This is a genomic window from Streptomyces sp. NPDC002580, assembly GCF_042889485.1.
GTDB lineage: Bacteria > Actinomycetota > Actinomycetes > Streptomycetales > Streptomycetaceae > Streptomyces.
The window spans coordinates 135,561-160,964 of record NZ_JBIAQZ010000008.1 but is presented as its reverse complement, the minus strand read 5'-3'; the positions used below and the strand labels follow the sequence as shown (position 1 = coordinate 160,964).

Below are 25,404 nucleotides of genomic sequence, written 5' to 3'. Positions count from 1 at the left end.
GGCTTATAGGGTGGGGTGGTGGGCTGGTTGTGCGGGGTTGTGGGGTAGTGTTTGTGGGGGGGGGGGCGGGGGGGGGGCGCCTGGTTTGGGGGCCGCCCGCCGGGCGCGGTGTGGGCTCGGGGTGCAGATGCCTCAGAGGGGCGGCCGGAGCCTTCGAGACTGCCCGGTCGCGGGGGACGGTCCTCCCGGATGTGACGGTCGGGTGCCGCCGCCCGTCATGGATTCTCCGGGATCGTTCCTCGCCTTCTCATCTGCGCGAAGCTCGCCGGTGACCCGCTCCTGGCCGTTGATTCACCGGTCGGCTCGTGAAACTTGTGTTGTCACGACGGTGGACGGGTTCACAGTTCTCTGCAATATTGCGACCGAACACCGCAATAAACTGCGTGTGACGGCCCATCAAGAGCTGGGTGTCTTCGCACGGACAGCTCCTGCCGTTCAGTCGCACCGCGCCACCGCCCCACCGCTCTGCCCAGGAACGAGCCGCCCTCGCCGCCCCCACCGGCGCGCGAACCTCCGCAGGGAGTGACCCCGCATGACTCGACACAAGCCGAGATCCTGGAGACGGCGCGCAGCGACCGCCGCGCTCGCCTCCACGGTCATGCTCCTAGGACTGCCCGCCGTCGGTGCCCACGCGGCCGGCGGTCCCGACGCCGCCGCGAACGCCGCGACCAGGGCCGGAAGCGCCCGCGCCGCCCACGCGGCCACCAACGTCACCGACGGCGACGCCGACACGTACTGGCAGGCCGGAAGGGAATCGGCCCAGTGGGTGCAGACCGACCTCGGCCGGAGCAGACGTGTCCGCCAGGTCGTGCTGCGCCTGCCCGAGCACTGGCAGACCCGAGCGCAGACGCTGGCGCTGCAGGGCAGCGCCGACGGGCACACCTTCACGACACTCAAGTCGTCGGAGCGGTACGTCTTCAGCCCCGGCAACGGCAACACGGTGAAGGTCTCCTTCCCCGCGACCCTCGCCCGGTACGTGCGGGCCGACTTCAGCGACAACTCGGTCGCCCCCACCGCCCAGCTCGCCGAGATGCAGGTCCTCACGACCGCCGCGTCGACCCCCAACCTCGCCCGGGGCAAGCCCTTCAGCGAGAGCGGGCACGCCGACGTCTACGGAGCCGCCAACGCGGGTGACGGCAACCGGGCCACCTACTGGGAGAGCGGCAACAACGCGTTCCCGCAGTGGCTCCAGGTCGACCTCGGATCGTCGGTCAAGGTGAACCAGGTGGCACTGCGGCTGCCCGCCGGATGGCCGAGCCGCAGCCAGACGCTCAAGATCCAGGGCTCCACCGACAACCGGAACTTCACCGACCTGACCGCCTCGAAGGCGTACACCTTCGACAGCGCCGACGACCAGTCCGCCACGATCGGGTTCGACACCACCACCACGCGCTACGTGCGCGTGCTGATCACCGCCAACACCGGCTGGCCCGCAGGGCAGTTGTCCGAGCTGGAGGTCTACGGCCCGGCGACCGGTGACACCCAGGCACCCACCGCGCCGACGAACCTGGCCTACACCGAGCCGGCCGGCGGACAGATCAAGCTGACCTGGAGCGCGGCGAGCGACGACACGGGGGTCACCGGCTACGACATCTACGCCGACGGCCAGTTGCGGGCCAGTGTCGCTGGCAACGTGCTCACGTACACCGACACCCAGCCGACTGCCGACGACATCACGTACTTCGTGCGGGCCAAGGACGCGGCGGGCAACGTCTCCTCCGACAGCAACAGCGTCACCCGCAAGGGATCGGGCGGCGACACCCAGGTCCCCACGGCGCCCGGCAACCTCGCCTACACACAGTCCGGCGGCGAGGTGAAGCTCACCTGGCAGGCATCGAGCGACAACGTCAAGGTCACCGGCTACGACGTCTACGCCGACGAGCGGCTCGTCAAGTCCGTCGCGGGCGACGTCACGACGTACACCGACACTCCCTCGGCGACGGCGACGGTCACCTACTACGTCAAGGCGAAGGACGCCGCCGGGAACGTGTCCGCGGCGAGCAACAGCGTCACCCGGAACGGATCGACCGGCACCGGCTCCAACCTCGCCCAGGGCAAGCCCATCGAGGCTTCCTCGTCCACCTTCACCTATGTCGCCGCCAACGCCAACGACGGTCTGACCAGCACCTATTGGGAGAGCGCGGGAGGCTCCTACCCGGCCACCCTCACCACCAGGCTCGGCGCCAACGCCGACCTGAGCCAGGTCGTCGTCAAACTCAGCCCGGACGCCGCATGGTCGACCCGCACGCAGAACGTCCAGGTGCTCGGCCGGGACCAGGACGCGACGTCCTTCACCAGCCTCGCAGCGGCGAAGGACTACAGCTTCAACCCGGCCGGCGGCAACACCGTGACCATCCCGGTCTCCGGATCCGCCGCCGACGTCCAGCTCAGGTTCACCTCCAACTCCGGTGCCCCGGGAGCGCAGGTCGCCGAACTCCAGGTGATCGGCACCCCGGCCGCCAACCCCGACCTCAAGGTCACCGGCATCACGAACACCCCCGCCGCCCCGGTCGAGTCGGACGCCATCGGCCTCACCGCGACCGTCACCAACAGCGGCAGCAAGGCGGCCAAGGCCACCGACCTGAACTTCACGCTCGGCGGCACGAAGGCCGCCACGGCGGACGTCCCGGCTCTCGCGGCCGGTGAGTCGAAGGCGGTCACCGCGAGCATCGGCACCCGGGACGCGGGCAGTTACCCCGTCGGCGCCGAGGCGGACCCGTCGAACAAGGTCATCGAGCAGAACGACGCGAACAACGTCTTCACCCGCTCCGACGCCCTCGTCGTCAAGCCCGTCTCCAGCTCCGACCTGGTCGCCGCACCGGTGTCCTGGTCCCCGTCCAGCGCCTCGGCCGGCGACGACGTCAAGTTCACCGTCGCCATCAAGAACCAGGGGAGCGTCGCCTCGGCCTCCGGCGCCCACGGTGTCACCCTGACGATCCAGGACTCCAAGGGCGCCACCGTCAAGACGCTCAACGGCTCCTACAACGGCGCCATCGCGGCGAACCAGACCACCGCACCGGTCGCCCTCGGATCGTGGACGGCCGTCAACGGCAAGTACACCGTGAAGACGGTCATCGCCGACGACGCCAACGAGCTGCCGGTCAAGCGGACCAACAACACCAGCACGCAACCGCTGTTCGCCGGCAGAGGTGCGGACATGCCGTACGACATGTACGAGGCCGAGGACGGCACGGTCGGCGGCGGCGCCAAGGTCGTCGGCCCGAACCGGACCGTCGGAGACGTCGCCGGGGAGGCGAGCGGCCGCAAGGCGGTGACCCTCAGCGGCAACGGCCAGTACGTGGAGTGGACCACCCGCGCGGCCACCAACTCCCTAGTGACCCGCTTCTCGATCCCCGACGGCACCGACACGACGCTCGACGTCTACGTGGACGGCCAGTTCCTCAAGGCGATCGACCTCACCTCGAAGTACGCCTGGCTGTACGGAAACGAGACCGCGCCCGGCAACTCGCCCGGCTCCGGTGCCCCGCGCCACATCTACGACGAGGCGAACACGCTGCTCGGCAGAACCGTGCCGGCCGGTTCCAGGATCCGCCTCCAGAAGGACGCGGCCAACTCCTCCACCTACGCCATCGACTTCGTCAACACCGAGCAGGCGACGGCGAACCCCAACCCGGACCCGGCCGCCTACGCGGTGCCGACCGGCTTCGCCCACCAGGACGTCCAGAACGCGCTCGACAAGGTCCGTATGGACACGACGGGCAAGCTCGTCGGCGTCTACCTGCCCACCGGCGACTACGAGACCTCCAGCAAGTTCCAGGTGTACGGCAAGGCGGTCAAGGTCGTCGGAGCCGGCCCGTGGTTCACCCGCTTCCGCGCACCCGCGTCCCAGGAGAACACCGACGTCGGGTTCCGGGCCGAGGCCAGTGCCAAGGGCTCGACGTTCGCCGGGTTCGCCTACTTCGGCAACTACACGTCCCGGATCGACGGCCCGGGCAAGGTGTTCGACTTCTCCAACGTCTCCGGCATCACCATCGACGACATATGGGTCGAACACATGGTGTGCCTGTACTGGGGCGCCAACACCGACAGCATGACCATCAAGAACTCCCGCATCCGTGACACGTTCGCCGACGGCGTCAACATGACGAACGGCTCCACGGACAACCACGTCGTCAACAACGACGCCCGCGCCACGGGCGACGACAGCTTCGCCCTCTTCTCCGCCATCGACTCCGGGGGCGCCGACGAGAAGAACAACCTCTACGAGAACCTGACGTCGACGCTCACCTGGCGAGCGGCGGGCATCGCCGTCTACGGCGGATTCGACAACACCTTCCGCAACATCCGCGTCGCCGACACCCTGGTCTACTCCGGCATCACGATCTCCTCGCTGGACTTCGGCTACCCGATGAACGGCTTCGGGACCGAGCCCACGACGATCGAGAACGTCTCCCTGGAGAGAACGGGCGGTCACTTCTGGGGCTCGCAGGTCTTCCCCGCCATCTGGGCGTTCTCCGCCTCCAAGGTCTTCCAGGGAATCCGCGTCAACGACGTCGACATCGACGACTCCACCTACGGAGGCGTCATGTTCCAGACCAACTACGTGGGCGGCCGGCCGCAGTTCCCGGTGAAGGACACCGTCTTCACCGACCTCTCCATCACCAACTCCAAGAAGAGCGGGGACGCGTTCGACGCCAAGTCCGGATTCGGCATCTGGGCCAACGAACTGCCGGAACCCGGACAGGGCCCGGCGGTCGGTGAAGCCACCTTCCGCAACCTGCGGATGAGCGGCAACGCCCAGGACATCCGCAACACCACCAGCACCTTCAAGATCAACGTCGAGTAGGTTCCGACCCGCACCGGACCACAGGGGACCACACCGGTCCCCGGGGGCCGCCCTCCACGAGGGGCGGCCCTTCGCGGCGGTCACGGTGGCTCAGAGACCGGCGACGTTTCCGCTCGCGGAGACCTCGTAGACCAGGGTGACCGTGCGGCGTCCGCCGGGTGCCAGGCTCACGTCCCAGCGGACGATGCCGTCGGCGTCGATCCCGTCGGGCTCCGGGGTGCACGCGTCCTTGCGCAGCCGCACCTCCACCGCCGAGACCTCGGACACCGGGATCCGTTCCCGCAGGGCGACGACCTGCTCGCGCCGTTCCCCGGGAACCGAGAAGCGGGACAGATGCAGCCGGACCGTACGGGTGATCACGGTTCGCCGGGTCATCGACGTGGTGTCACGGGACTCCTCGGTGTGCCGGACCACCCGGAAGTCGTCGTGACTGCCGAAGGCCAGCTCGACCGGGGCCCCGGCGGCGGCGAAGGCCAGCGCGCCCCGGCCGGTGAATCCACTGTCGCCGACGAGGTCCACCGGCCCGGCCAGCAGCGCGTGGCCGGACGTGTTGTCGAACCGCACGACCTGGGTGACCAGCGGGGACAACTCGGGCGAGGAGGCGTACTCGCTGCGCGCGGCGGTCGTGACGGCGAGGAGCGGGACCCGGTGGGCGCGGCCGTCGGTGGGGACGGAGACCGGTACGGGGGAGTGCAGCACGCGCGCCTGTCCGCCGTCGTCCACTCCGGGAAGGCCGAGCACCGGGGCCGGGCCGAGTTCCGCGATCTCCTCCTCCCGGAACTCGACGTCGACCGTGCGACGCTCCGCGGCGGAGCGGTCGGTGAGCGAGAGACGGTCCTCGGTCAGCCGCGGCGGGTCGCCGGCCCGCGCGGAGCGCGCCGTCGACAGGGTCAGGCGTACGTCCGACCAGTCCTCGCCGGTGCGCTGCCAGACCATCGCGTCGGTCTCCAGCGTCAGCGAGTCACCGTCGAGCACGGCCCGGTAGGCGGGGCGCCACAACGCACACGGGGTGAGGTGACTCAGACGCAGCCGGACCGGCTCGGCCACCTCCGCCCGCAGGGTCAGCTCGACATGGGCGACCAGTTCGGCGGGCTGTTCCTCGGAGAGATCGACGATCCGTCGGGCGTCCGTGATCTCGGTCGCCAGCGCGTTCAACTCCGCCTCTGTGGCGCGGAGCTGTTCACCGTACGTGTCGCGCTCGCCGTCGATCCGGTCCAGCTCGCCGGTCCAGCGGTCCTCGTCCGTCTCTCCGAAGCCGGTCCCTTCGGCGATGTCACGCAACAGATCGGTGGCGAGGTGGCCGAGTGCCTCGAGGCGGGCGCGCGTCCGGTCACGCCGGTGGCCCAGGGCGAGTTGTTCCTCTTCGAGTTCGCGCAGGCGCAGACGCAGGGCCGAGTCGTCGGGGGAGGGCAGCGGTCCCCGGGGTGTCCACGTGCGGACGATCCGTACGTCGAGGACGGTCGCCCGGTGATCGCCGGTCAGTTCGGCGTGGACGGTGCGGTCGACCGCGAGCGCGCTGATCGGCCCGAGGCGCAGCCGCTGGACGCCTGGGCGCAGGTCGAGGTCCACGGTGCGCTCGACGTGGGCGCGGTCCTCGAGGCAGGTGACGGCCGTGACGGGCAGGGGAATCGGCGGGGAGGCGGTGGGCATGGTCTCTCAGCTCCTGCGGTTGCCGCCGACGATGGCCTTGGCGGCCGGGACACGGATCTCGTAGCCGCCGTCCAGGGCGGTGGTGCCGCCGGCGGGCAGCTCCACCCGCCAGACGCGGGTGCCCGGAACGAGGTGATCGGGCCCGGTGTCCTGTTCGGGTGCCGACCAGTCGGCCCGTTCCTCGATCCGGACGTCCGGTTGGGACGTGACCGGAACCTGTTCGTGGACCTCGACGGTGACGGGCCTGGCGAGCCGGTTGGCCAGTTCCACGTGGACGCGGTGCTCGAGGACGGTGGTGTTGCCGCGCAGGCCCGTCGTCGACTCGCGCAGGTCGGTCCGGCGGGTGACCTGGACGCCCTCGGCCGGCCCGAGTCCCATCCGGCGGACCCCTCCGGGGGCGAGCGTTGGCAGTGCGGCGGTCAGCAGGAAGTCGTCGTCGACGGTGACCTCCACCGGTCCGGCGAGCAACGCCTGGTCCGTGGCGTTGGACAGCACCAGGGTGGCGTACACCGTCTGTTCCACGGACGGCACGCACAGATACTCGGTGCGCAGACCCACCGGGATCTCGGTGACGGTGACCGTGTGCCAGGTGCCGTCCGAGGGGATGTCGGCGCGGGCGACGGCATCGAAGCGGTGGTCGAAGGATCCCGCCGACTCACGGGGCCGAACGGCGTGTCCGGGCAGCGGCAGCGCGGCCACCGCCTCGGCGCGCCGCCGGTACTCGACCGCCACCGCGTCGAAGGGCGTGTGGGGAAACAGCCTGCCCCTGCGGTCCGCGGATTCGTCGGTGCCGCTGAGCACGAGAGCGGCGTAGTCGAGCTCTTCGCCGCTGGGTTGTGGCGGACCGAGTGGCGCCGGGGGTGACGCGGACGGCGGAGGCGGCACGGGCGCCTGCCCCGGGGATGCCGGAGCCATGGCGGCGGGAGCCGTCGGCCGACCGGAGAGGGCCGCGGCCCTGGCGCGCGGGGCCGCCGACCGTACGGGCGGTGCCAGGTCGGGCACGGCGCCGCCGAAGGCCTGTCCCGGAGCACCGAAGGCGCCGGTCGGCTCCGCGGGAGCGGCGGGCGGCATGCCGTAACCCTGTGGTGCCGGGGGAGGCGGTGGCGGAGCGGAACCGGGCCCGAATCCGCCCGCCGGGGCAGCGGCTCCCACGGTCAGGCGCCCGATGGACGAAGTGGGACGGGGACCCGCCGCGTCGTACCCGGTGAAGAGGTCGGAGAGCCCCGGCGGCGGCTCCCGCCAGCCGGAGGGGGCGGGGGCGGACTGCCGACGTCCGACCCGGATCGAGCGCAGCCTCGGCAGGTCGGTACGGCGCCGCAGATCGGCGGTGGCCAGGGCGACGCGCACCCCCGACCAGTCCTCTCCGGTGCGCTGGGCGACCGACGCGCGCAGCACCAGAGTGCCGCTGTCGTCGCCCTGCCGGTGGATCAGGCGATAGGCGGGAACCCAGACGGCACCCGGAACGCCGTACTCGAGCTCCAGTTCCACGTCCCCCGACCCGTCCAGGGTCAGGACCGCGCACACCGTGGTCTCGACGTGTGCCGACCGCACGTCGGTGGAGGCGCGGTTCCAGCGGTCCATCGCGATCTCGAACTCGTGCTCGACGCGGCGCAGTTCCTCCTCCAGTTCGAGGAGTCGCCGGTGCAGGCGCGTCAGCCGCTCCTGGACGTAGTCGGCGAGCCGCAGCCAGGCGTCGACGGGAGTCCGGCGGTGGGGATCGTCGCGCCTGCGCGTCGGGGGAACCGGGCGCAGCGCAGTGACTTCGGAGATCAGCCGGAGCTGCCGTTCACGGCGTTCCTGCGCCGCGCCGTGCGCGTCGCGCAGCCGCTCCACCTCGAGCCGCAAGGCGTCGGACGTGTCGGTGCCCGGCGGCTCGGCGTCCACCTCCACCCGCACCTCGGTGACCCGGGCCTCGGAGCCGCCGACGACTCTGGCCCGCAGTGAGCCCGGGTCCATCGAGCGGGGCAGCCCCGCCACCCGTACCCTGCCGTCCGGCGGTACGGCGCCCCGGGCCACCCGGACGCAGAGCGCGCCCCGCGCGTACACCACGACCGCGTCGAGAGCCGACGTCCAACGCTGCGCTTCCTGAGACCTCATGCACTCCGCCCCCGTCGTGTCCGTGCCCGCGAAGCCTACGCCCCGAGCCGCACCGGGCCCGAAGGTTTTCCCCAGGGCGGTCCCGACGCGCCACCGGGCTTGAGCTTTTCCGGGGGCCGGTCCTGACCTGCCACCGGGCTTGAGGCCTTTCCGTGAGCCGGTCCTGACCTGCCGTCGCGCTCGGGGCCTTTCCGCGGGCCCGTCCCGACCCGCCGACGTCGGCCGACGCCGTGATCTCCTGCCGAGGCCACGGCGCGGGTGCGCCGAACCTCGGAGGTCAGGTGGTGGCGGACCGTCGAACCCCAGGTCTGGTGTGACCACCTGCCCTCCCGCGGTGCTCGTCGGCGTCGGGAGGCCGGGGATCGTCGTGTGCCCGCGCCGACTCCGATGTCAGTGACGGCTGCGATGCTGCGGGCATGACTCCCTGGAACCTGCTCGACCTCGACAAGGCCTTGCGAGCCAGTTGGGCAGCCGACACCTGCTCGCCCGACGACCGGCCCGATTGGCAGCCGCTCAACCCGGCGTGGGGCCACTGCGACATCACGGCATTGATCGTCCACGACCTCCTCGGCGGCGACCTCATGCTTGGCGAGGTGTACCTCGACGGTGACCAGCACGGCTTCCACTGGTGGAACCGGCTGCCCAGCGGGGTGGAACTCGATCTGACGCTGGAGCAGTTCCAGCAGGGCCAGAGCGTCACCGCGGCCCGTGTGGTCGAACGTCCCCCGGGCCCCCTGCCCCGCCGCTGGGACGAGTACCTTCTGCTGCGCGAGCGGGTCGTCGAACACCTCGGGCACCTTCCGGAGCCGGCCGTCTGACGGGCTGGATGCCAAGCGGCCGGCCGGACACGGCTGGTCGGCTTCGGCGCGACCGGCGCCCCGACTCCGGCCGCTGAAGCGACGCTCGGCCGTGTCCTCGGTACGGGCGTGCGGTCCGGAACCCGGGCAGCCGACGGAACAGCATCAGGCGCTCGTGCTTGGCGGGGCGGGACGGAAGTCTTCCTCCAGGAACGCCGAAACCGCCTCGGTGAACGCCTCCGGCGCTGCGTGGTGAATCAAGTGTCCGACCGGGATGGTGACCAGGCGCCCGCAAGGGATGCGGCGGGCGAGCTCGGCGACACCGTCCTGGGGAACGTGACTGCGTGGGCCGCCGGCGAGCACGAGGGTCTCGGCGGTGATCAGGTCGAGTCGCTCCAGCCACCTGGGACCGGGCCGGTCGATCTGCCGCCTGACGGCGAGCACCATCTCCCAGTCGAAGGTCAGGGTGCCGTCCGGCCTGACAGGGGTACTCGGCTCTCGGGGACGGGGGGTCGACACATCCTCCAGGACGAGCCGGCTCACCCGCCGCGGTTGATCCTCCGCGAGCAGATAGGCCACGATCCCGCCCATGGAGTGCCCGATCAGCTCCACCGGTCCGAGTCCCAGCGCGTCCAGGAACCGGAGCACATCGGCCTGCATGAGCTCGAGCGAGTAGTCGCCGGGCCAGTCGCTTCGGCCGTGCCCGCGAAGGTCGAGGGCATACACCCTTCGGTTCCGGGCGAGGACAGGCACGACCGCCTCCCAGTCGGCGGCACCCTCGCCCAGCGCGTGCAACAGGACGAGCGGCGGAGCATCCGGAGGACCCGACACCCGATAGGCCAGCCGGACCTCACCAACGTCGACCGCGCGTTGATCAACCATGTCCGGAGGATATGCGGACGTGTCCTGCTGGAGAATCGACGTTCACCGGCAGCCGAACCGCTGTCCCGAGTCAGCGGCTCAGGTTCCCTGCGCGATGTCGCCCACCGACGCTTCCCGTCCGTAGTCGGAGAGGCTGTGGACGAGCCGGTGGCGAATCCGGGGCAGGCCGCTCACACGGTGTGCCGGGTGAGCGGCTCTCGCGCCGACCGATGTCACACCTGACGGTTCCGTCCTGTCATGAGATCGAGGCCGAGAGAACAGAGGACATCGTGCGTGAAATCCTTGTCGTGGGCGGCGGTTACGCGGGTTTCTGCACCGCGTGGGGCCTGGAGAAGAAGCTGCGCCGCGGGAGGCGCGAGGAGGCGTTCGGGTTCAAGCACGTCGAGGAGGCTGCCGCCGTCCGCGACCGGCTGCTCACCTCGTTCGACCGCGCGGCTTCGATGCCACCGGGCGACGAACGGCGCAAGCTCCTCACCGCCACGTTCGTCGGCGGGGGATTCTCCGGTGCGGAGGGCTTCGGGGAGTTGCCGTCCATGGCGACCGCACTGCTCAAGCACTACCCCGAACTCGACCCGGAGGAGCTCGAGTTCCATCTGGTCGAGGCACGCGGACGGATCCTGCTCGAGGTCGGCGACCGGCCCGGCGCGTGGGTGGTCGGCGCGCTGGAGAAGCGCGGCGCGACCGCGGACACCGACCCGGTGGAGAACATGTGGGCCGCCGGCGACGACGCGTCCGTACCGGACCTCTCGCTGCACCGAGCCGGAGCGCACACGGTCCCCGACGCCCAGCACGCGGTACGTCAGGGCAAGCGCCTGGCCAAGAACATCCTGGCCACGCTGCGAGGGCGGGCCGCCAAGGACTATGTGCACCACGGCCTGGGAGTGGTGGCCACGCTGGGTCTGGGCCGCGGCATCTTCCAGTACCGGCGCCTGGTGATCAGGGGCTTCGGGGCGTGGCTCATGCACCGCGGCTACCACCTGCTCGCCGTGCCGACCTGGGAGCGCAAGGTCCGGGTGCCCGCCGTCTGGGCCACCGCCGCCCTGTACGGCCGGGACGTCGTCCCACTGGCCTCGGTGCAGTCACCCCGAGAGGCCTTCGTCTCCCACGGGAACCCGCGCCCGGGCGAGCGGCCCGTGGTCGCGGGGGCATCGTGGACCGCCCGCTTTCGGAGGCGACAGCATCGAGACCGGCGGCGACTCCTACCGTCCCGCCGGTACCCGGGCCCGAAGCGGACAGGGTCAAGCCGACTGACCCGACGTACTGATAGGGACTCGGGTCTGCCGCTGGTCGAGCTTCTTCATGACACGGTCGCGGAGAAGCTCGTACTCCTCGCGAAGCCTGCGCCATTCGGTCACGGGCGGTCGGGCGACGATCACACCTCCGGTGACAGTCTCCTCCGGCCCGAACTGCTCGCGGGTGAGGTCGATCTCGATGTCCGTGCCCAGGCGGTTCCACCAGTGGTGGTCCACACGCTCGCCGTCGACGTGGACTTCTCCCCGGATCAGCTCGCCTCCCAGCAGATCGTTGAGCACCATGGCGGTCACCCCGCACTGGTCCCGAGCCGGGTTGTCCGGGCTCCACCGCGATCGGAACTCAGGCGTGCAGGTCTCAGCACTCCAACTGCTGCGAACGGCTCGTTCGATGTCGGAGAGAAGCAACGGTGTCATGCCGGTGATCCTCCCAGCCGACACTGACAACGGCCGGATCGACGAACGCCGCCGGGGAACACGAGCAATGCCACGGGGGCCCGTTCCGCCAGGTGACACCGGAGCGACGACGGCGGAGTGCCTCCGTACTCGACGGGCCGCCCCGTCGATGTCACACAAGCACCGGCCGTCCGGTCTCTTGTGTGTCGGACCTGGGCACGGCTTCCGCGCCACGGGTGGGATCGCGTCCCCGATCGGCCTTGTGGCCGCGGCCGTACCGGGTCGGCGCACAGGTCCGACACCTGTCGTGCCCTACGAGCCAACGCCGGGAGCGGCTTCCCGGGCGGCGGAGTCCCGGGTCGGACACCCCGTGGCGCGGGCCGGTCCACCGCACCGTGCGCTCGCGAACCATCCACCGTTCCGTGCAGGAGGAAGCTCAGGGACTGGCGCGGATCGGCCGTCTGCCCAGGCACGGACCCCGACCTCTTCTTTCCCGTCGGCACCAGCATCAGCGTCGCGACACTCGTCCAGACCGACGAGGCGAAGGACGTGTGCGACACCTGTCCCGTCATGCGGCAGTGCCTGGAATCCACGCTGAACGACCCGGCCGTGGAGGGCAGATCGTGTTCACGCGCAGACGCGGCGGCCAGGCACCGCCCCTGCTGCTCGGCTCGGCGGACAGCCTGGGTGGGTCGACGACCCCGGGGCGCGTGAGGCGTACCTCGACGCCATCGGAGCGGCCGCCTGTGCGAACCCGTCGGAGTGGCCGAGGCCGCGCGCTCGGCCCCCCCCCGCACCACAACCCCCGCGGCTCACGGACGTACTCCTCGACGGTCCGGTGGTCTGGTGCGCCGAAGGCGCTCCCTGCTGAAAGCCGCCCTGCAGGCCTTCGCGCGAGCCGCTGAACACGACGACGGCGAAGCCATGCGCCGCCAGAGGGCCGTTCACGCGATCAGACGGCGTACAGGCCGCAGTCGGTGAAGATGCCGCGGGCCCTGGAGACCTGTTCCGCCGTCGGGACGGGGGTGTCCGTCAGGGTGAACTCCATCCCGAGCTGCTCCCACTTGGCGGCGCCGAGTTTGTGGAACGGTAGGACGTCGACGCGGCCGACATTGCCGAGAGAGGCCGCGAAGGAGGCGACGCCCGCCACGTTCTCGGTGGCGTCGGTGAGCCCCGGGACGAGAACGAAGCGCACCCAGACCTCCTTGCCCAGCTCGGCCAGCCGCCGGGCGAAGGCCAGGGTCGGTTCCAATGGGCGTCCGGTGAGGCGGAGATAGAGCTCGCGGTCCCAGGACTTGATGTCCAGCAGCACCAGGTCCACGTCGGCCAGCAGCGCCTCGGAGGCGCGGGCGCCGAGGAAGCCGGAGGTGTCCAGGGCCGTGTGCAGGCCGAGTTCGCCGTGGCAGCGGCGCAGGATCTCGCCCGTGAAGTCCGGCTGCAGCAGCGGCTCGCCGCCGCTGATGGTGAAGCCGCCGCCCGCGGCACGGATGAACGGAACGTACTTCAGGGCCTCCTCGACCACCGTGTCGGCTGTCGTCCGCTTGCCGTTGCGCATCCGCAGGGTGTCGGGGTTGTGGCAGTACAGACACGCCAGCGGGCAGCCGGCGAGGAAGACGACGAAGCGGGTGCCGGGGCCGTCCACACCGGAGGACAGGTCCCAGGAGTGCACCGAGCCACTGACCGGACCGGTGCCGCGCAGCGTGGCCGCCTGTTCGGCGGGGCTGTCGGTGCTGACCGGGATGATCGGCAGCAGGGCACCCGGCTGGATCAGGGTGGTCATGACGGAACCTCCTGGACTGTGGCTCACGGCCCGGGGAGCGAGCCCTTCGGCGGGCCCGCTCCCCGTGACCACGACGGCGACGGATCGATGGGGGACGAGGTCACAGGGAGCCGTGGAACGTACGCCCCAGCACGTCGAGTTGCTGCTCCCGCGTCAACCGCACGAAGTTGACCGCGTAACCGCTGACCCGCACCGTCAGCTGCGGATAGTCGTCCGGGTTCTCCATGGCGTCCAGCAGGGTGTCGCGGTTGAGCACGTTGACGTTCATGTGGAAGCCCTGACAGGTGACGAATCCGTCCAGCACGCCCGCGAGGTTGCGGATCCGGTCCCCGGGGGTCCGGCCCAGCGCGTCGGGGGTGATGGTGTTGGTCAGCGAGACCCCGTCCTCGGCCTGGTCGTACGGGAGTTTGGCGACCGACAGCGCGCTGGCGACGTAGCCGTGGGTGTCACGGCCGTTCATCGGGTTGGCGCCCGGTGAGAACGGCTCGCCGGCGCGACGGCCGTCGGGGGTGTTGCCGGTCTTCTTGCCGTACACCACGTTGGAGGTGATGGTGAGCACCGACTGGGTGTGCTCGGCTCCCCGGTAGGTGGGGTGCTTCCGCACCTTGCGCATGAACTCCTCGACCAGCCACACCGCGATCGAGTCGGCCCGCTCGTCGTTGTTGCCGTACGCCGGGTACTCGCCCTCGATGTGGAAGTCCACGGCCAGGCCGGTGTCGTCCCGCACCGGGGTGACCCGGGCGTACTTGATCGCCGACAGCGAGTCCGCCGCGACCGACAGACCGGCGATCCCGCACGCCATGGTGCGCCGGATGTCCCGGTCGTGGAGCGCCATCTCCAGCCGCTCGTAGGCGTACTTGTCGTGCATGTAGTGGATGACGTTGAGGGCGTGGACGTAGGTCTCGGCCAGCCAGTCCATCTGCTGGTCGAGGCGGGCCAGCACCTCGTCGTGGTCGAGCACCTCGGCGGTGACCGCCCCGGTGGCCGGCCCGATCTGCGCTCCGGAGATCTCGTCCCGGCCGCCGTTGATGGCGTACAGCAGCGTCTTGGCGAGGTTGACCCGGGCGCCGAAGAACTGCATCTGCTTGCCGACCTCCATCGCCGAGACGCAGCAGGCGATGGCGGTGTCGTCACCGAAGCGCGGGCGCATCAGTTCGTCCGACTCGTACTGCAGGCTGGACGTGTCGATCGAGACCTGCGCGCAGAACTCCTTGAACCCCTGCGGAAGCGCCGGCGACCAGAAGACCGTCATGTTGGGCTCGGGCGCCGGGCCCAGGTTGTAGAGGGTCTGCAGATAGCGGAAGGAGCTACGGGTCACCAGTGTGCGGCCGTCCGCGCCGATGCCGCCGATGGACTCCGTCACCCAGGTCGGATCGCCCGAGAACAGCTCGTCGTACTCCGGAGTACGCAGGAAGCGGACGATCCGCAGCTTGATGATGAAGTCGTCGATCAGCTCCTGCGCCGCGCTCTCGTCCAGGAGCCCGGCCTCGATGTCCCGCTGCAGGAAGACGTCCACGAACGTGGAGGTGCGGCCGAGCGACATCGCCGCGCCGTTCTGCTCCTTCACCGCCGCGAGGTAGGCGAAGTACAGCCACTGCACGGCCTCCCGGCCGCTGCGCGCCGGACCGGAGACGTCGTACCCGTAGGAGGCGGCCATCTCCTTCAGCTCGTCCAGCGCCCTGACCTGCTCGGCCATCTCCTCACGTTCGCGGATCACCTCCTCCATCCGGGACGCCTCGCGCGGCATGGCGTCCAGCCCGGCCCGCTCCTCCCTCTTCGCCTCGATCAGCCGGTCCACCCCGTACAGGGCGACCCGCCGGTAGTCGCCGATGATGCGGCCCCGGCCGTAGGCGTCGGGAAGACCGGTGACGATGCCGGCCTTGCGCGCGGCCCGGATGTCCGGGGTGTAAGCGTCGAACACCCCGGCGTTGTGGGTCTTGCGGTAGTGGGTGAACACCTTCTCCAGCTCGGGCGAGACCGGGTAGCCGTAGGTCCGCAGCGCTCCGGCCACCATCCGCCAGCCGCCGAAGGGCATGATCGCGCGCTTGAGCGGGGCGTCGGTCTGCAGTCCGACGATCAGCTCCCGGTCCCGGTCGATGTAGCCGGGCGCGTGCGCGGTGATGGTGGACGGGACGTCGTACGACACGTCCAGGACGCCCTTGGCCCGCTCCTCGGGGAAGAGGCCGGTGATCGTCCTCCACACTGCGGTCGTCCGCTCGGTGGGGCCCGCCAGGAACGACTTGTCGCCCTCGTACGGCGTGTAGTTCTGCTGGATGAAGTCCCGTACGTTGATCTCGTCCCGCCACAGACCTCCCCGGAAGCCGTCCCAGGCACTGCGGGCCGGCCGCTGCTGCTGCGTGGTCATCGGTGCACCGTTCCTTCGTCGTCGAATCGGTTGGCGTCACCCGGGCCGGGTCAGACCGGGTCGCCGTAGTAGGCGCGGCGCATCAGCTCCTGCATGTCGGCCAGCATCGGCAGTCGCGGGTTCGCGGGCGCGCACTGGTCCTCGTACGCGTACATCGCCTGCTCGGGCAGGGCTTCGAGGAAGGCCGCCTCCTCGACTCCGGCGTCCTTGAACGAGCGCGGGATGCCGACCCGTTCGCGCAGTTCCTCCAGCGCGTGGGCGAGGGACTCCACGCCCTCCTCCGGCGTGCCGGCGGGCAGGTCCAGCATGCGGGCGACCGTCTGGTACCGCTCCGGGGCGATGTAGTTGTGGTACTTCGGCCAGCTGGTGACCTTGACGGGCGCCGACCCGTTGTAACGGATCACGTGCGGCAGCAGCAGCGCGTTGGTGCGGCCGTGGGCGACGTGGAAGGTCGCGCCCAGCGTGTGGGCCATGGCGTGCACCACGCCGAGGAACGCCGACCCGAAGGCCATGCCGGCGATGGTGCCGGCGTTGTGCATGCGCTCCCGGGCGGCCGGATCGTTCGGCCCGTCGAGCACGGCCTGCTCCAGGTTGTCGAAGATGAGCCGGATGCCCTGCAGCGCCAGTCCGTCGGTGAAGTCGTTGGCGTACACCGACACGTACGTCTCCAGGCAGTGCGTGAGCGCGTCGAAACCGGAGTCCGCGGTGATGTCCCTGGGCAGGTGGGTGGTGAGCGCCGGGTCGCAGATGGCGACGCTCGGGGTGAGCGCGTAGTCGGCCAGCGGATACTTCTGGCCGGTCACGGTGTCCGTGATGACGGCGAACGGGGTCACCTCGCTGCCGGTGCCCGAGGTGGTCGGGATGCACACCAGATCGGCCTTCGCGCCGAGGTCGGGGAAGGTGAACGCGCGCTTGCGGATGTCGAAGAACTTCTCCTTCAGATCCGCGAACTCGACCTCGGGATGCTCGTACATCAGCCACATCACCTTGGCCGCGTCCATCGGCGAACCGCCGCCGAGCGCCACGATGGTGTCCGGCTCGAAGTGGCGCATCATCTCGGCGCCCTTGCGCACGGTGTCGATGCTCGGGTTGGGCTCGACGTTGTCGATCACCCGGATCTCGGCGGGTTCGCTGCGGCGCTGCAGCACGGTGCGGATCCGCTCCAGATGGCCGATCTCCACCATGGTCTTGTCGGTGACGACGACGACCCGGCTGCCCCGGCGCATGTCGGCGAGGTACTTGATGGAGTCGCGCTCGAAGAAGATCTTCGACGGGATCTTGAACCACTGCATGTTGTTGTTCCGGCGCCCGATCCGCTTGATGTTGATCAGGTTGAGCGCGGTGACGTTGCCGGACACGGAATTGCTGCCGTACGAGCCGCAGCCCAGCGTCAGCGACGGCATGAACGCGTTGTAGACGTCGCCGATGCCGCCCTGTGAGGTGGGCGCGTTCCAGATCACCCGGCAGGCCTTGACGGCGTGCCCGTACTCCTCGGCGAAGGCCGCGTCCTCGGTGTGCACGGCGGCCGAGTGCCCCAGGCCGTTGAATTCCACCATCTCCGTGGCCAGCCGCACTCCGTCGGCCCGGCTGTCCACCGTCAGGACGGCCAGCACCGGGCAGAGCTTCTCCCTGGTCAGTGGCTCTTCGACACCGACCTCGGACACTTCGACCAGGATCACCGAAGTGTCCTTCGGTACCTCGAAACCGGCGCCCTCGGCGATGGCGACCGCGCTCTGGCCGACGATGTCCGCGTTCAGCTGCGCGCCGGCGCAGTCCCGGCCCCCCTGCTCCTCGGCGCCGACCCCGAACAGATACCGCTCCAGCAGTCGCTTCTCGTGGTCGTCGGCCTGGTGCGCCTTGAGCCCCCGGAACTCCGCGATCGCCGCGTCGCGGATCTCCCGGTCCAGGATCACCGCCTGTTCCGAGGCGCACACCATTCCGTAGTCGTACGTCTTCGACAGCACCACGTCGTTGACCGCGCGTCGCACGTCGGCGCTCTTCTCGATGTACGCGGGGACGTTGCCCGCCCCGACACCCAGCGCGGGCTTGCCGCAGCTGTAGGCGGCGCGGACCATCGCGTTGCCGCCGGTGGCCAGGATCGACGCGACGCCTGGGTGGTGCATCAGGGCGTTGGTGGCCTCCTTGGACGGCTGCTCGATCCACTGCACGCAGTGTTCGGGGGCGCCTGCCCGCACGGCCGCGTCCCGCACGATCCGCGCGGCCTCGGCAGAGCAGTGCTGGGCGGCCGGGTGGAAGCCGAAGATGATCGGGTTGCGGGTCTTGAGCGCCATCAGGGACTTGAAGATGGTGGTGGAGGTCGGGTTGGTGACGGGAGTGACGCCCGCGATCACCCCGACCGGCTCGGCGATCTCCACGATCCCGTCGATGTCGTCGCGGCGGATCACCCCGACGGTCTTGACGCCCTTCATGGAGTGGGTGACGTTCTCGCAGGCGAAGACGTTCTTGACGGCCTTGTCCTCGAAGACACCGCGCCCGGTCTCCTCGACCGCCATCACGGCGAGCCCGGTGTGCTCCGCGAGCGCGGCCAGGCTGGCCTTCCTCACTATGTGGTCGATCTGCTCCTGGGTGTAGTCGGCGTACTCCCGCAGGGCCTCCTGTCCGTTCGTGACCAGGGCGTCCACGGCCCGCTCGACCGAGGGCGGATCGGAACGGGACGAGGAGGCTGCGGCAGGGGCCGCCGCGCCGGTGCCGGGAGCGCGCTGGTCGTCCTTTTTCCGGCGGCTGGTCATCGGTTCACCTTTCGATCGCGGTGTACCGAAACAGCCGGGGTGTCACTGCTCCGGTGTACCTCCAGCCTTGCACCGCGTACCGGATCCCGCAGAGGGTGAGGTGACCGCACCGGTCCCGGCGGCGGCCGGAAGAGGGGAGGAGGGCGGCGCGTACGAACCGGGAACCGACGCGTCGGACGGTCGCGGCCGGGCGGCCGTAGCCGGGGAAGGGCCCCCTGAGGCCACGCACCGTCGTCGCACCATCACGCCCAGCACCCGGCCCGGAGTGGACGTTTACTCCCATGGAAATTCCAACTCCCGCAGTTCGACGCGTCGATGCCTGCCCTCGGCCACCCGGTTCGTCCCCCGTCGCGTGGGACCCCGACCCGCCGCCCCCCAACTGTCGTCCTGGACCGCGCCCTCGGTGGCTCTCCCGGTACCGGGAACGGGCCGCACCGGACTCCTCGCGGAAGTGGCCGACGGCACTCGGACCGAGGGCTGATCCGGCTCGATTCCGCATGTGCGGGACGTAAACTCGACGCTTGCCTCCGTGTCCGACGTGGGGCGTCGACAGGAAAGGCGCGTTGTTCGTGTTCCAGGATGCCCCGATCTACCGACAGCTCATCACGGAGCGCGGTGACGTTCCGGCGCAGGTGCGCGGTGAGGCCGAGCGAATTCGCCGGGACCTTCAGCGCGTGATGCCGCCGATGCAGGATTCCCCTCCCGCCGCCGCCCCCGAGCGCGCCTGGCAGGGCGTGCCCGCCGCCCGGGCACTGCCGCCGGGGCCGCAGTCGATCTGAGCCACCGTTGCTTCGAGCGTGGTCGGCTCTCGGTATTCCGGGTGTTTCGGCCCGGAAGGCCCGTCTCGTCACCAAGGCGTGAGGGCTTCTGTTTGAGTACGGTCTCCCGTTCCTGCTGCCGCTGGTGCGGCAGGGTTGCGCCACCTGCATCCGCACCTGCATCCGCACCTGCACCCGCACCCGCCCCGTCTCCGCCTTGCGGCGGGTGCGGGTGGTGCGGGTCTGGTCGGCTCCACGAGGCTTCGACACCGCCGGGGCGGTGTTCTGGTCTTTGGCCACTCCGGTACCAGTTGCTGCGGCTGCCGCGAGGGCGGCGAGGTTGCGTGCGGCGTTGTCGTCCCGGTCGATGACCAGGCCGCATGCGGCGCAGGGGTAGGTCCGGATGTGCAGCGGCAGTTCGGCTCTCACCGCTCTTCGCCGCCCGCCGCCCATACCGGCGGGCGCACATCGAGGTCAGCACCTCGGTGATGTCCCGCACCAGGTCGTCAACGGTCTCGGTCGGATCGAGGACGACCAGTCGCCGCCCGGACGCCGACAGTGCAGCTTCCAGGTGATCGACACCGAACCGGGTCAGGCGGTCACGGTGCTCGACCACGATCACCGTGACCTGCGGGTCGGCCAGCAGACGGTGCGACTCGCGCCGCCGCCCGTCCAGCCCGGAACGCCTGGCGCTGGCGGTTACGGCACAGTCCTCAGCCGAAGGACGTACGCCGCCGTCAGCGCGACGGCGCGGTCCGTGTCGTGGGACAGCTCCGCGAGGGCTTGTGAGGCTCTCGTCCCGGGGATGCCCGCCAGGGCCTGGGTCAGTCGTCCGCGTGCGGGGGCGCGCGTGGTGTCGTGGGCGAGGCGGTCGACGAGGCCGGTGGTGATCTGATCCGCCGTCACACCGTTGCTCGCCAGCACGCTCAGCGCGTCGGCCGCGTCGGTGTCGTTCCTGCCCTCCACGATCATGTCGATCAGTGTCGGGACCGTTTCCACCCCACCGCGTGAGCCCAGCGCCAGTGCCGCGTACCCGCGGACCACCACGTCGGGGTTCGCGAGGGCGGCCCGCAGATACGTGGCGGCCTCACCGCCGGGCAGCTCGGCGAGGGACCGGACGGCACGTGCCCGTACCTCGGCCACCGGTGAGTCGAGACCCTCCGCGAGCAGTGCCGGGCCACTGCCGCCCGATCGTGCCAGTGCCCATCGAAGGGCCCCCGCGACGTTCGGGTCGGCCTCGCTCAGCACCGCCTCGACCAGCGCCTCCACCGGCACCGGAACCCCGTCGGCCGAGGAAAGGGCCGCCCGCTGGCGCGCGTCGGCGCTCTTCGACCCCAGGGCCCGCAGGAGTCCGACGACCTGGAGGGCGTCCTCCCAACTGGCGGGGTCGGTCGCGTGGATCCGGCGCAGCCGCGTCAGCAGCTCGTTCTCCGCCGCGATGCGTTCGCGCGTCTGACGCATGAGGCCGTCGACGAGTGCCGCGGGAGTGAAACCGGGGTCGTCGAGCGCCCGCCCGATCTCCCGCAGCGACAGCCCCAGCGACCGCAGACTCTCGATGTGGAAGATCCGCCGGATGTCCTCCCCCGAGTACTCCCGGTACCCGGAACCGGTCCGGCCGGAAGGATTCACCAGACCGAGGGACTCGTAGTGCCGGAGCATGCGGGCACTGACCCCGGACCGTCGCGCCACCTCACCGATCAGCACGCCTCATCCTCCCTCCCGGCCGGACGCGCCGAGAGCCACGACGCGCTTCGCCTCCTCGATCACGGACTCGAACCCGGCGTCCGGGTCGCCCAGAAGTCGCTCCGTGGCGAGCGCGTGGGCGCGCACGCCCGCGTCGGGGGCCTTCGAAGCGGCCAGCAGCGTCGGCACCACCGTTTCGCCCAGTGCGACCAGGGCCCGGCTGAGGCTCAGCTGCGTCTGTCGCCCACCGCGCCCGAGCTGCGTCGCCAACTCCGTGGCCAGCGCGGTCTCCTCGCCCTCCGGCACGAGCACGACCGCGGCCCGCCACGCGCTCCGTGCCACCTCGTCGTCGCCGTCGGACAGTACGCCCGCCGTGATCGCCGGCCAAGCCCGCCGGTCCCCGACCTTCGACAGGGTGTGCAGCGCCTGGCTCCTCGCCTGGGCACGCTCCGAGCGGACCTCGCGGAGCAGCGCGGGCAGTGTCACGGACACCGGGTGGCGGGTGAGCGCCCAGGTCAGCATGTCGCGGACGAAGAACTCGGGCTCGATCGCGCATCGCTCGACGAGCGCCTCGACGAAGCGCGGCTCAGGAGTCGTCCCGGCCGCCAGCGCCGCCCGCAGCCGCACGGACGAACGACCGTCCGCCAACCCCCGCAGCACCCGCGCCACGTCCGTGTCCTGCCCTGTGATCGTCATCGAGACCACCTCCTCGACGAGCAGTGAAGGCCTTGTCACCGTGTCAAGGTCAAACGGGGCACTCGGCGCGCGCCGGCGTGTCGGGAGTGGCTGGGGCGATCGCGGGGCCGCGGTTGCGCGTGAACGCCGCCGCGGGACCGGGTGTCGGCCGCCGCGGGGCCGATCGGCGTACGCGGGTGCCGGCCGGTCCTTCGACGGCCGTGCGCGCCGGACGTCGTACGGACGTCCGGCGCACACGACCTCGTGACCGGGCCTCTACAGGGCCATCTCGTAGGCCCCGGACAGTTCCTCGACCCGCTGCCAGACCTCTGCCGAACGAGCGGCGTCCACGACCGGACGACGGACCGCGCCGAGCGCCCACCGCTGCTGCCGCTCGTCGGCGGAGTCCTTGCCGTGCAGCTCCACGCAGTGGCCCGAGAAGTCGCGGACGAGCACGGAGAACAGCTCGTCGAGCACGGACGCGTCCAGGTCGGTCAGGCGCGCCTGCTCCAGGATCAGCTGTCCGTACACCACCAGGGCGAACAATTGCCCCACGGAGAGGAGGAAGTCGAGATCGCGGCTCTGTGCCTCGTCGGGTGCCATGCTGGTGACGAACTCGCAGAGGGCGTCGGCCTGTTCGCGGAAGCGGGCGACGTTCGGGACCTCGGCGTACGCGTCGTAGGCGGCGCGCCAGTCGTGGAAGCGGACGGACCCCAGGCCGCGAGCCGGTCCCTGCCGGAAGAGGAAGTCGTCGTCGGCCGCGTCGAGGCGGGTCGGTACGACGGGGTGGCCGATCGGCTCCAGCAGGTGGTTGCGCATGAACTTGAGGATCAGCGCGAGGTTGACGTGGACCGTGCCCTCGAGCTTGGGCAGGCCCCGGATCTCGATGGCGGCCTGCGAGAAGTAGTTGTCCTTCTCGAAGCCCTTGGCGGCGATGACGTCCCACATCAGGTCGATGACCTTCTCGCCCTCCGTGGTCACCTTCATCTTCGTCATCGGGTTGAAGAGCAGGTAGCGGCGGTCCTCGGGACCGGCCGAACGGAAGTAGTCGACGGCCCGGTCGCTGAACAGCTTCATACCGACGAGACGGACGTACGCGTCGGCCAACTCCCGGCGCACGTGGGGGAAGGCGGTGACGGGGCGACCGTAGAGGACGCGGTTCTGCGCGTGGGTGACGGCCTCGTACATCGCGTGCTCGCAGATGCCGATCGAGGCGGTGCAGAGGTTGAACTTGCCGACGTTGACGGTGTTCAGGGCCGCGTCGAAGGCGGCGCGACCGGTGTGCAGGACGTCCTCGGGGGCGACCGGGTAGTCCTCCAGGCGGAACTCGCTGACGAACTTGGAGGAGTCGACGACGTTCTTCACCAGGTGGTACGCCGGGTGGCGGCTGTCGGCCGCGAAGAAGACGTAGCCGTCCGGGCCGTCGACGTCGGTGCGGCGGCCGAACACGGAGACGAGTCCGGCGGCGTTGCCGTTGCCGATGTAGTACTTGGAGCCGCTCGCCCGGAAGCCGCCGTCGCCGTGGGGCTCCAGCAGCATGTCGGTCGAGTAGATGTCGGCGCCGTGGGTCTTCTCGGACAGACCGAACGCGAACACCTCACCCTGGGAGAGGAGGTCCGCGGCCCGGGTGCGGGCCGCGGCGTTCTCGCTCTGCCAGACCGGGCCGAGACCGAGGATGGTCACCTGCCAGGCGTACCAGTAGTCGAGGCCGTAGAACCCGAGGATCTCGTTGAGGGCGGCGATGCGGGCGGTGTCCCAGCGCTGGTCCTCGTTACCGGCGGCGGAGGCCGGGGTGAGGAAGGTGGCGAACAGACCCTCCTTGGCGGCGAAGGCGAGGAAGTCACCGAGCCAGGCGCGGGTGCGGTAGTCCTCGATCAGGCGGCGCTTGCCGCGCTCCTCGAACCAGTCGACGGTGGCGCGCAGCAGCCTGCGCGTCTCGGGGTCGAAGTGCGTGGGGTCGTAGGTGTGCGGGTTGAACAGCAAGGGGGTGGCCATGAAGGTTCGCCTTCCGATGAGGGTCGAGGATTTCCGTATGGGAACGGACGAAGCGGGCGCTGCTCAGACGGACGGACCGGAGGGCCCCGGCGGGCTGTCCTGCGGGTCGTGCCGCGGGGCGGTCGTGGCGCCGAGGGTGTGGAGGGTGGCGAGGACGTCGTCGAGCCACGCGATCGTCATCCGCTCGAACGCGATACCACCGCGCAGCACGACGTGCTGCAGTTCCTGACCGGCGTCGAGCGGCGCGGGGGCGTCGGGCCCGGTGAAGTCGCGCAGCTCACCGGTGAGATAGCGCGTGAGCCGGTCTCTGTGGATCTGCTGGTGCCGTTCGACCTCGCCGATCAGTGCCGAGGGGTCGTCGAAGGCGGTGCCGCGGATCTTCACCGCGAGATCGTGTCGAAGGCTCTCCGGTTCGATCGGCTCGTGCAGCCACCGCGAGAGGACGGCGCGGCCCGGGTCGGCGACGGAGTACTCCTTCTTGTCCGGCCGTCCCTGCTGCGGCACTTCGCGGACGGAGAGCACGCCCTCCAGCTCCATGCGCTTGAGAACACGGTAGATCTGCTGATGCGTGGCGGTCCAGAAGTAGCCGATGGACCGCTCGAACCGCCGGGCCAGCTCATAGCCGGAGCCCGGCTTTTCCAGCAAGGAGACGAGGATCGCGTGTTCGAGCGCCATGGAGCACAGCTTTCTATGCAACGAGTTGCATAGGCAAGCGTCGCCGCTCCGGTGAGACACGGCTCACCCGGGCGACGGTGTGGAGGAGCGCCCGCCGCACCCCTTTCCCGGTATCCCGACATCGTCCGGGGAGGAGAGCCGCGCCTTGGTCGTGCGCGGCGCCGTGTCGTCCTGGCGCGGACCCCGCAGGACCAGGAACGCCAGCCCGTCGGCGTCGTGCCGCTCCGTGGAGGACCGACCGTGCCGCAGCGCCGCGATCTCGTCCTCGTCGAGTGCGACACCGCGCCGCTCGGCCGGGGTGTCCGCGGCCAGGGGAGTGATGACCACGAGGGCGCCCCCGTGCCGCAGGCGGCGGCCCAGTGCGCGCAGCGTGCGGTCACGGGAGGTGAGGAACGGAACCACGGGTCTGAGGGTGATCAGACCGTAGCCGTCGTTCGGTGGCGTCCAGTCGTCGCTCTCCACGTCGAGGTGAAGCCGGCGAGCCGTCTCGCCGTATCGGGCACCGGCTTCGGCGAGGGCGGTCTCCGACCAGTCGACGGCGTCCACGGCGTAGCCGGTCGACGACAGGTGGGCGGCGAGCTCGCCGGTCCCGCACCCGACATCGAGGGCCCTCCCTCCGTCGGGAGGCGGCCCGAGCAGGTCGAGGAGCGTCCGCTCGGCGTCGCGGAGCGGACTGTACCGGCGGCCGTCGGCGTAACTGCGGTCCCAGTCTTCCCGCGTGGTGGACATGGACGCGAACACACCCTTCCCAGTAGTAGTGGTGGACCGGAGGCGGTGGTCGGTGGTGCCTCCCCGCAGCCGTCGAACGTCGAACACGGACCGGGCATGGTGCGTAGGGCGGTTC

The 25,404-nt window shown here is 70.4% G+C and carries 16 protein-coding genes and 2 pseudogenes; 5 read left to right on the top strand and 13 right to left on the bottom strand.

Features of this window, described 5'->3' with window-relative positions; genetic code table 11:
- Positions 1-532 precede the first annotated feature (532 nt).
- Entirely contained in the window at positions 533-4,807 is a 4,275-nt protein-coding gene (locus tag ACFYW7_RS24675; protein ID WP_389505885.1) for a discoidin domain-containing protein, read from the top strand.
- Between the two features lie 90 nt (positions 4,808-4,897).
- Here ACFYW7_RS24675 and ACFYW7_RS24670 read toward each other — a convergent pair whose 3' ends face one another.
- Both ACFYW7_RS24670 and ACFYW7_RS24665 read right to left on the bottom strand, forming a co-directional pair.
- Complete coding sequence (locus ACFYW7_RS24670) at positions 4,898-6,457, bottom strand: DUF4139 domain-containing protein (RefSeq protein WP_389505883.1); 1,560 nt, start codon at positions 6,455-6,457, stop codon at positions 4,898-4,900.
- 6 nt (positions 6,458-6,463) lie between these two features.
- Entirely contained in the window at positions 6,464-8,554 is a 2,091-nt protein-coding gene (locus tag ACFYW7_RS24665; RefSeq protein ID WP_389505881.1) for a DUF4139 domain-containing protein, read from the bottom strand.
- Positions 8,555-8,970: 416 nt separating this feature from the next.
- On the opposite strand from ACFYW7_RS24665, the gene ACFYW7_RS24660 reads away from it, so the two are divergent.
- Positions 8,971-9,372 carry a hypothetical protein gene (locus tag ACFYW7_RS24660; RefSeq protein WP_389505878.1) on the top strand — a complete coding sequence of 134 codons (402 nt, stop codon included), beginning with the start codon at positions 8,971-8,973 and terminating at the stop codon, positions 9,370-9,372.
- Between the two features lie 144 nt (positions 9,373-9,516).
- Here ACFYW7_RS24660 and ACFYW7_RS24655 read toward each other — a convergent pair whose 3' ends face one another.
- Positions 9,517-10,233 carry an alpha/beta fold hydrolase gene (locus ACFYW7_RS24655; RefSeq protein ID WP_389505875.1) on the bottom strand — a complete coding sequence of 239 codons (717 nt, stop codon included), beginning with the start codon at positions 10,231-10,233 and terminating at the stop codon, positions 9,517-9,519.
- A 269-nt stretch (positions 10,234-10,502) separates the two neighbouring features.
- Here ACFYW7_RS24655 and ACFYW7_RS24650 point away from each other — a divergent pair.
- Positions 10,503-11,369: pseudogene (locus ACFYW7_RS24650) on the top strand (NAD(P)/FAD-dependent oxidoreductase); the annotation flags it as partial.
- A 102-nt stretch (positions 11,370-11,471) separates the two neighbouring features.
- On the opposite strand, the gene ACFYW7_RS24645 reads toward ACFYW7_RS24650, so the two are convergent.
- Entirely contained in the window at positions 11,472-11,900 is a 429-nt protein-coding gene (locus ACFYW7_RS24645; protein WP_389506443.1) for a hypothetical protein, read from the bottom strand.
- Positions 11,901-12,017: 117 nt separating this feature from the next.
- On the opposite strand from ACFYW7_RS24645, the gene ACFYW7_RS24640 reads away from it, so the two are divergent.
- The gene (locus ACFYW7_RS24640) at positions 12,018-12,593 is read left to right on the top strand and encodes a WhiB family transcriptional regulator (protein ID WP_389505872.1); all 576 of its coding nucleotides are present in this window, start codon (positions 12,018-12,020) and stop codon (positions 12,591-12,593) included.
- 238 nt (positions 12,594-12,831) lie between these two features.
- Here ACFYW7_RS24640 and pflA read toward each other — a convergent pair whose 3' ends face one another.
- From pflA to adhE, 3 genes are all read right to left on the bottom strand, one after another.
- Positions 12,832-13,659 (bottom strand): pyruvate formate-lyase-activating protein, encoded by an 828-nt coding sequence (pflA, locus tag ACFYW7_RS24635; RefSeq protein WP_389505870.1) that lies wholly within the window; start codon positions 13,657-13,659, stop codon positions 12,832-12,834.
- Between the two features lie 100 nt (positions 13,660-13,759).
- Positions 13,760-16,024, bottom strand: a complete 2,265-nt coding sequence (gene pflB / locus ACFYW7_RS24630; protein ID WP_389505868.1) for a formate C-acetyltransferase — start codon at positions 16,022-16,024, stop codon at positions 13,760-13,762.
- A gap of 50 nt (positions 16,025-16,074) precedes the next feature.
- Complete coding sequence (adhE, locus tag ACFYW7_RS24625; protein ID WP_389505866.1) at positions 16,075-18,774, bottom strand: bifunctional acetaldehyde-CoA/alcohol dehydrogenase; 2,700 nt, start codon at positions 18,772-18,774, stop codon at positions 16,075-16,077.
- Positions 18,775-19,343: 569 nt separating this feature from the next.
- Between adhE and ACFYW7_RS24620 the strand changes: the two genes are divergently transcribed.
- Complete coding sequence (locus ACFYW7_RS24620; protein ID WP_389505864.1) at positions 19,344-19,553, top strand: hypothetical protein; 210 nt, start codon at positions 19,344-19,346, stop codon at positions 19,551-19,553.
- A 397-nt stretch (positions 19,554-19,950) separates the two neighbouring features.
- Here ACFYW7_RS24620 and ACFYW7_RS24615 read toward each other — a convergent pair.
- The 6 genes and pseudogenes from ACFYW7_RS24615 to ACFYW7_RS24590 all read right to left on the bottom strand — a co-directional run.
- Positions 19,951-20,214 (bottom strand): annotated as a pseudogene (locus tag ACFYW7_RS24615) (recombinase family protein); the annotation flags it as partial.
- Between the two features lie 17 nt (positions 20,215-20,231).
- Positions 20,232-21,236 carry a MerR family transcriptional regulator gene (locus tag ACFYW7_RS24610; protein WP_389505862.1) on the bottom strand — a complete coding sequence of 335 codons (1,005 nt, stop codon included), beginning with the start codon at positions 21,234-21,236 and terminating at the stop codon, positions 20,232-20,234.
- Between the two features lie 3 nt (positions 21,237-21,239).
- A complete protein-coding gene (locus ACFYW7_RS24605; protein WP_389505860.1) occupies positions 21,240-21,911 on the bottom strand; it encodes a HEAT repeat domain-containing protein in 672 nt (223 codons plus the stop codon).
- A gap of 255 nt (positions 21,912-22,166) precedes the next feature.
- A complete protein-coding gene (locus tag ACFYW7_RS24600; RefSeq protein WP_389505858.1) occupies positions 22,167-23,885 on the bottom strand; it encodes an acyl-CoA dehydrogenase family protein in 1,719 nt (572 codons plus the stop codon).
- Positions 23,886-23,948: 63 nt separating this feature from the next.
- Entirely contained in the window at positions 23,949-24,560 is a 612-nt protein-coding gene (locus ACFYW7_RS24595) for a PadR family transcriptional regulator (RefSeq protein ID WP_389505856.1), read from the bottom strand.
- Positions 24,561-24,623: 63 nt separating this feature from the next.
- Positions 24,624-25,289, bottom strand: coding sequence for a class I SAM-dependent methyltransferase (locus ACFYW7_RS24590; protein WP_389505854.1), 666 nt, complete (start codon positions 25,287-25,289; stop codon positions 24,624-24,626).
- Positions 25,290-25,404: the final 115 nt, after the last annotated feature.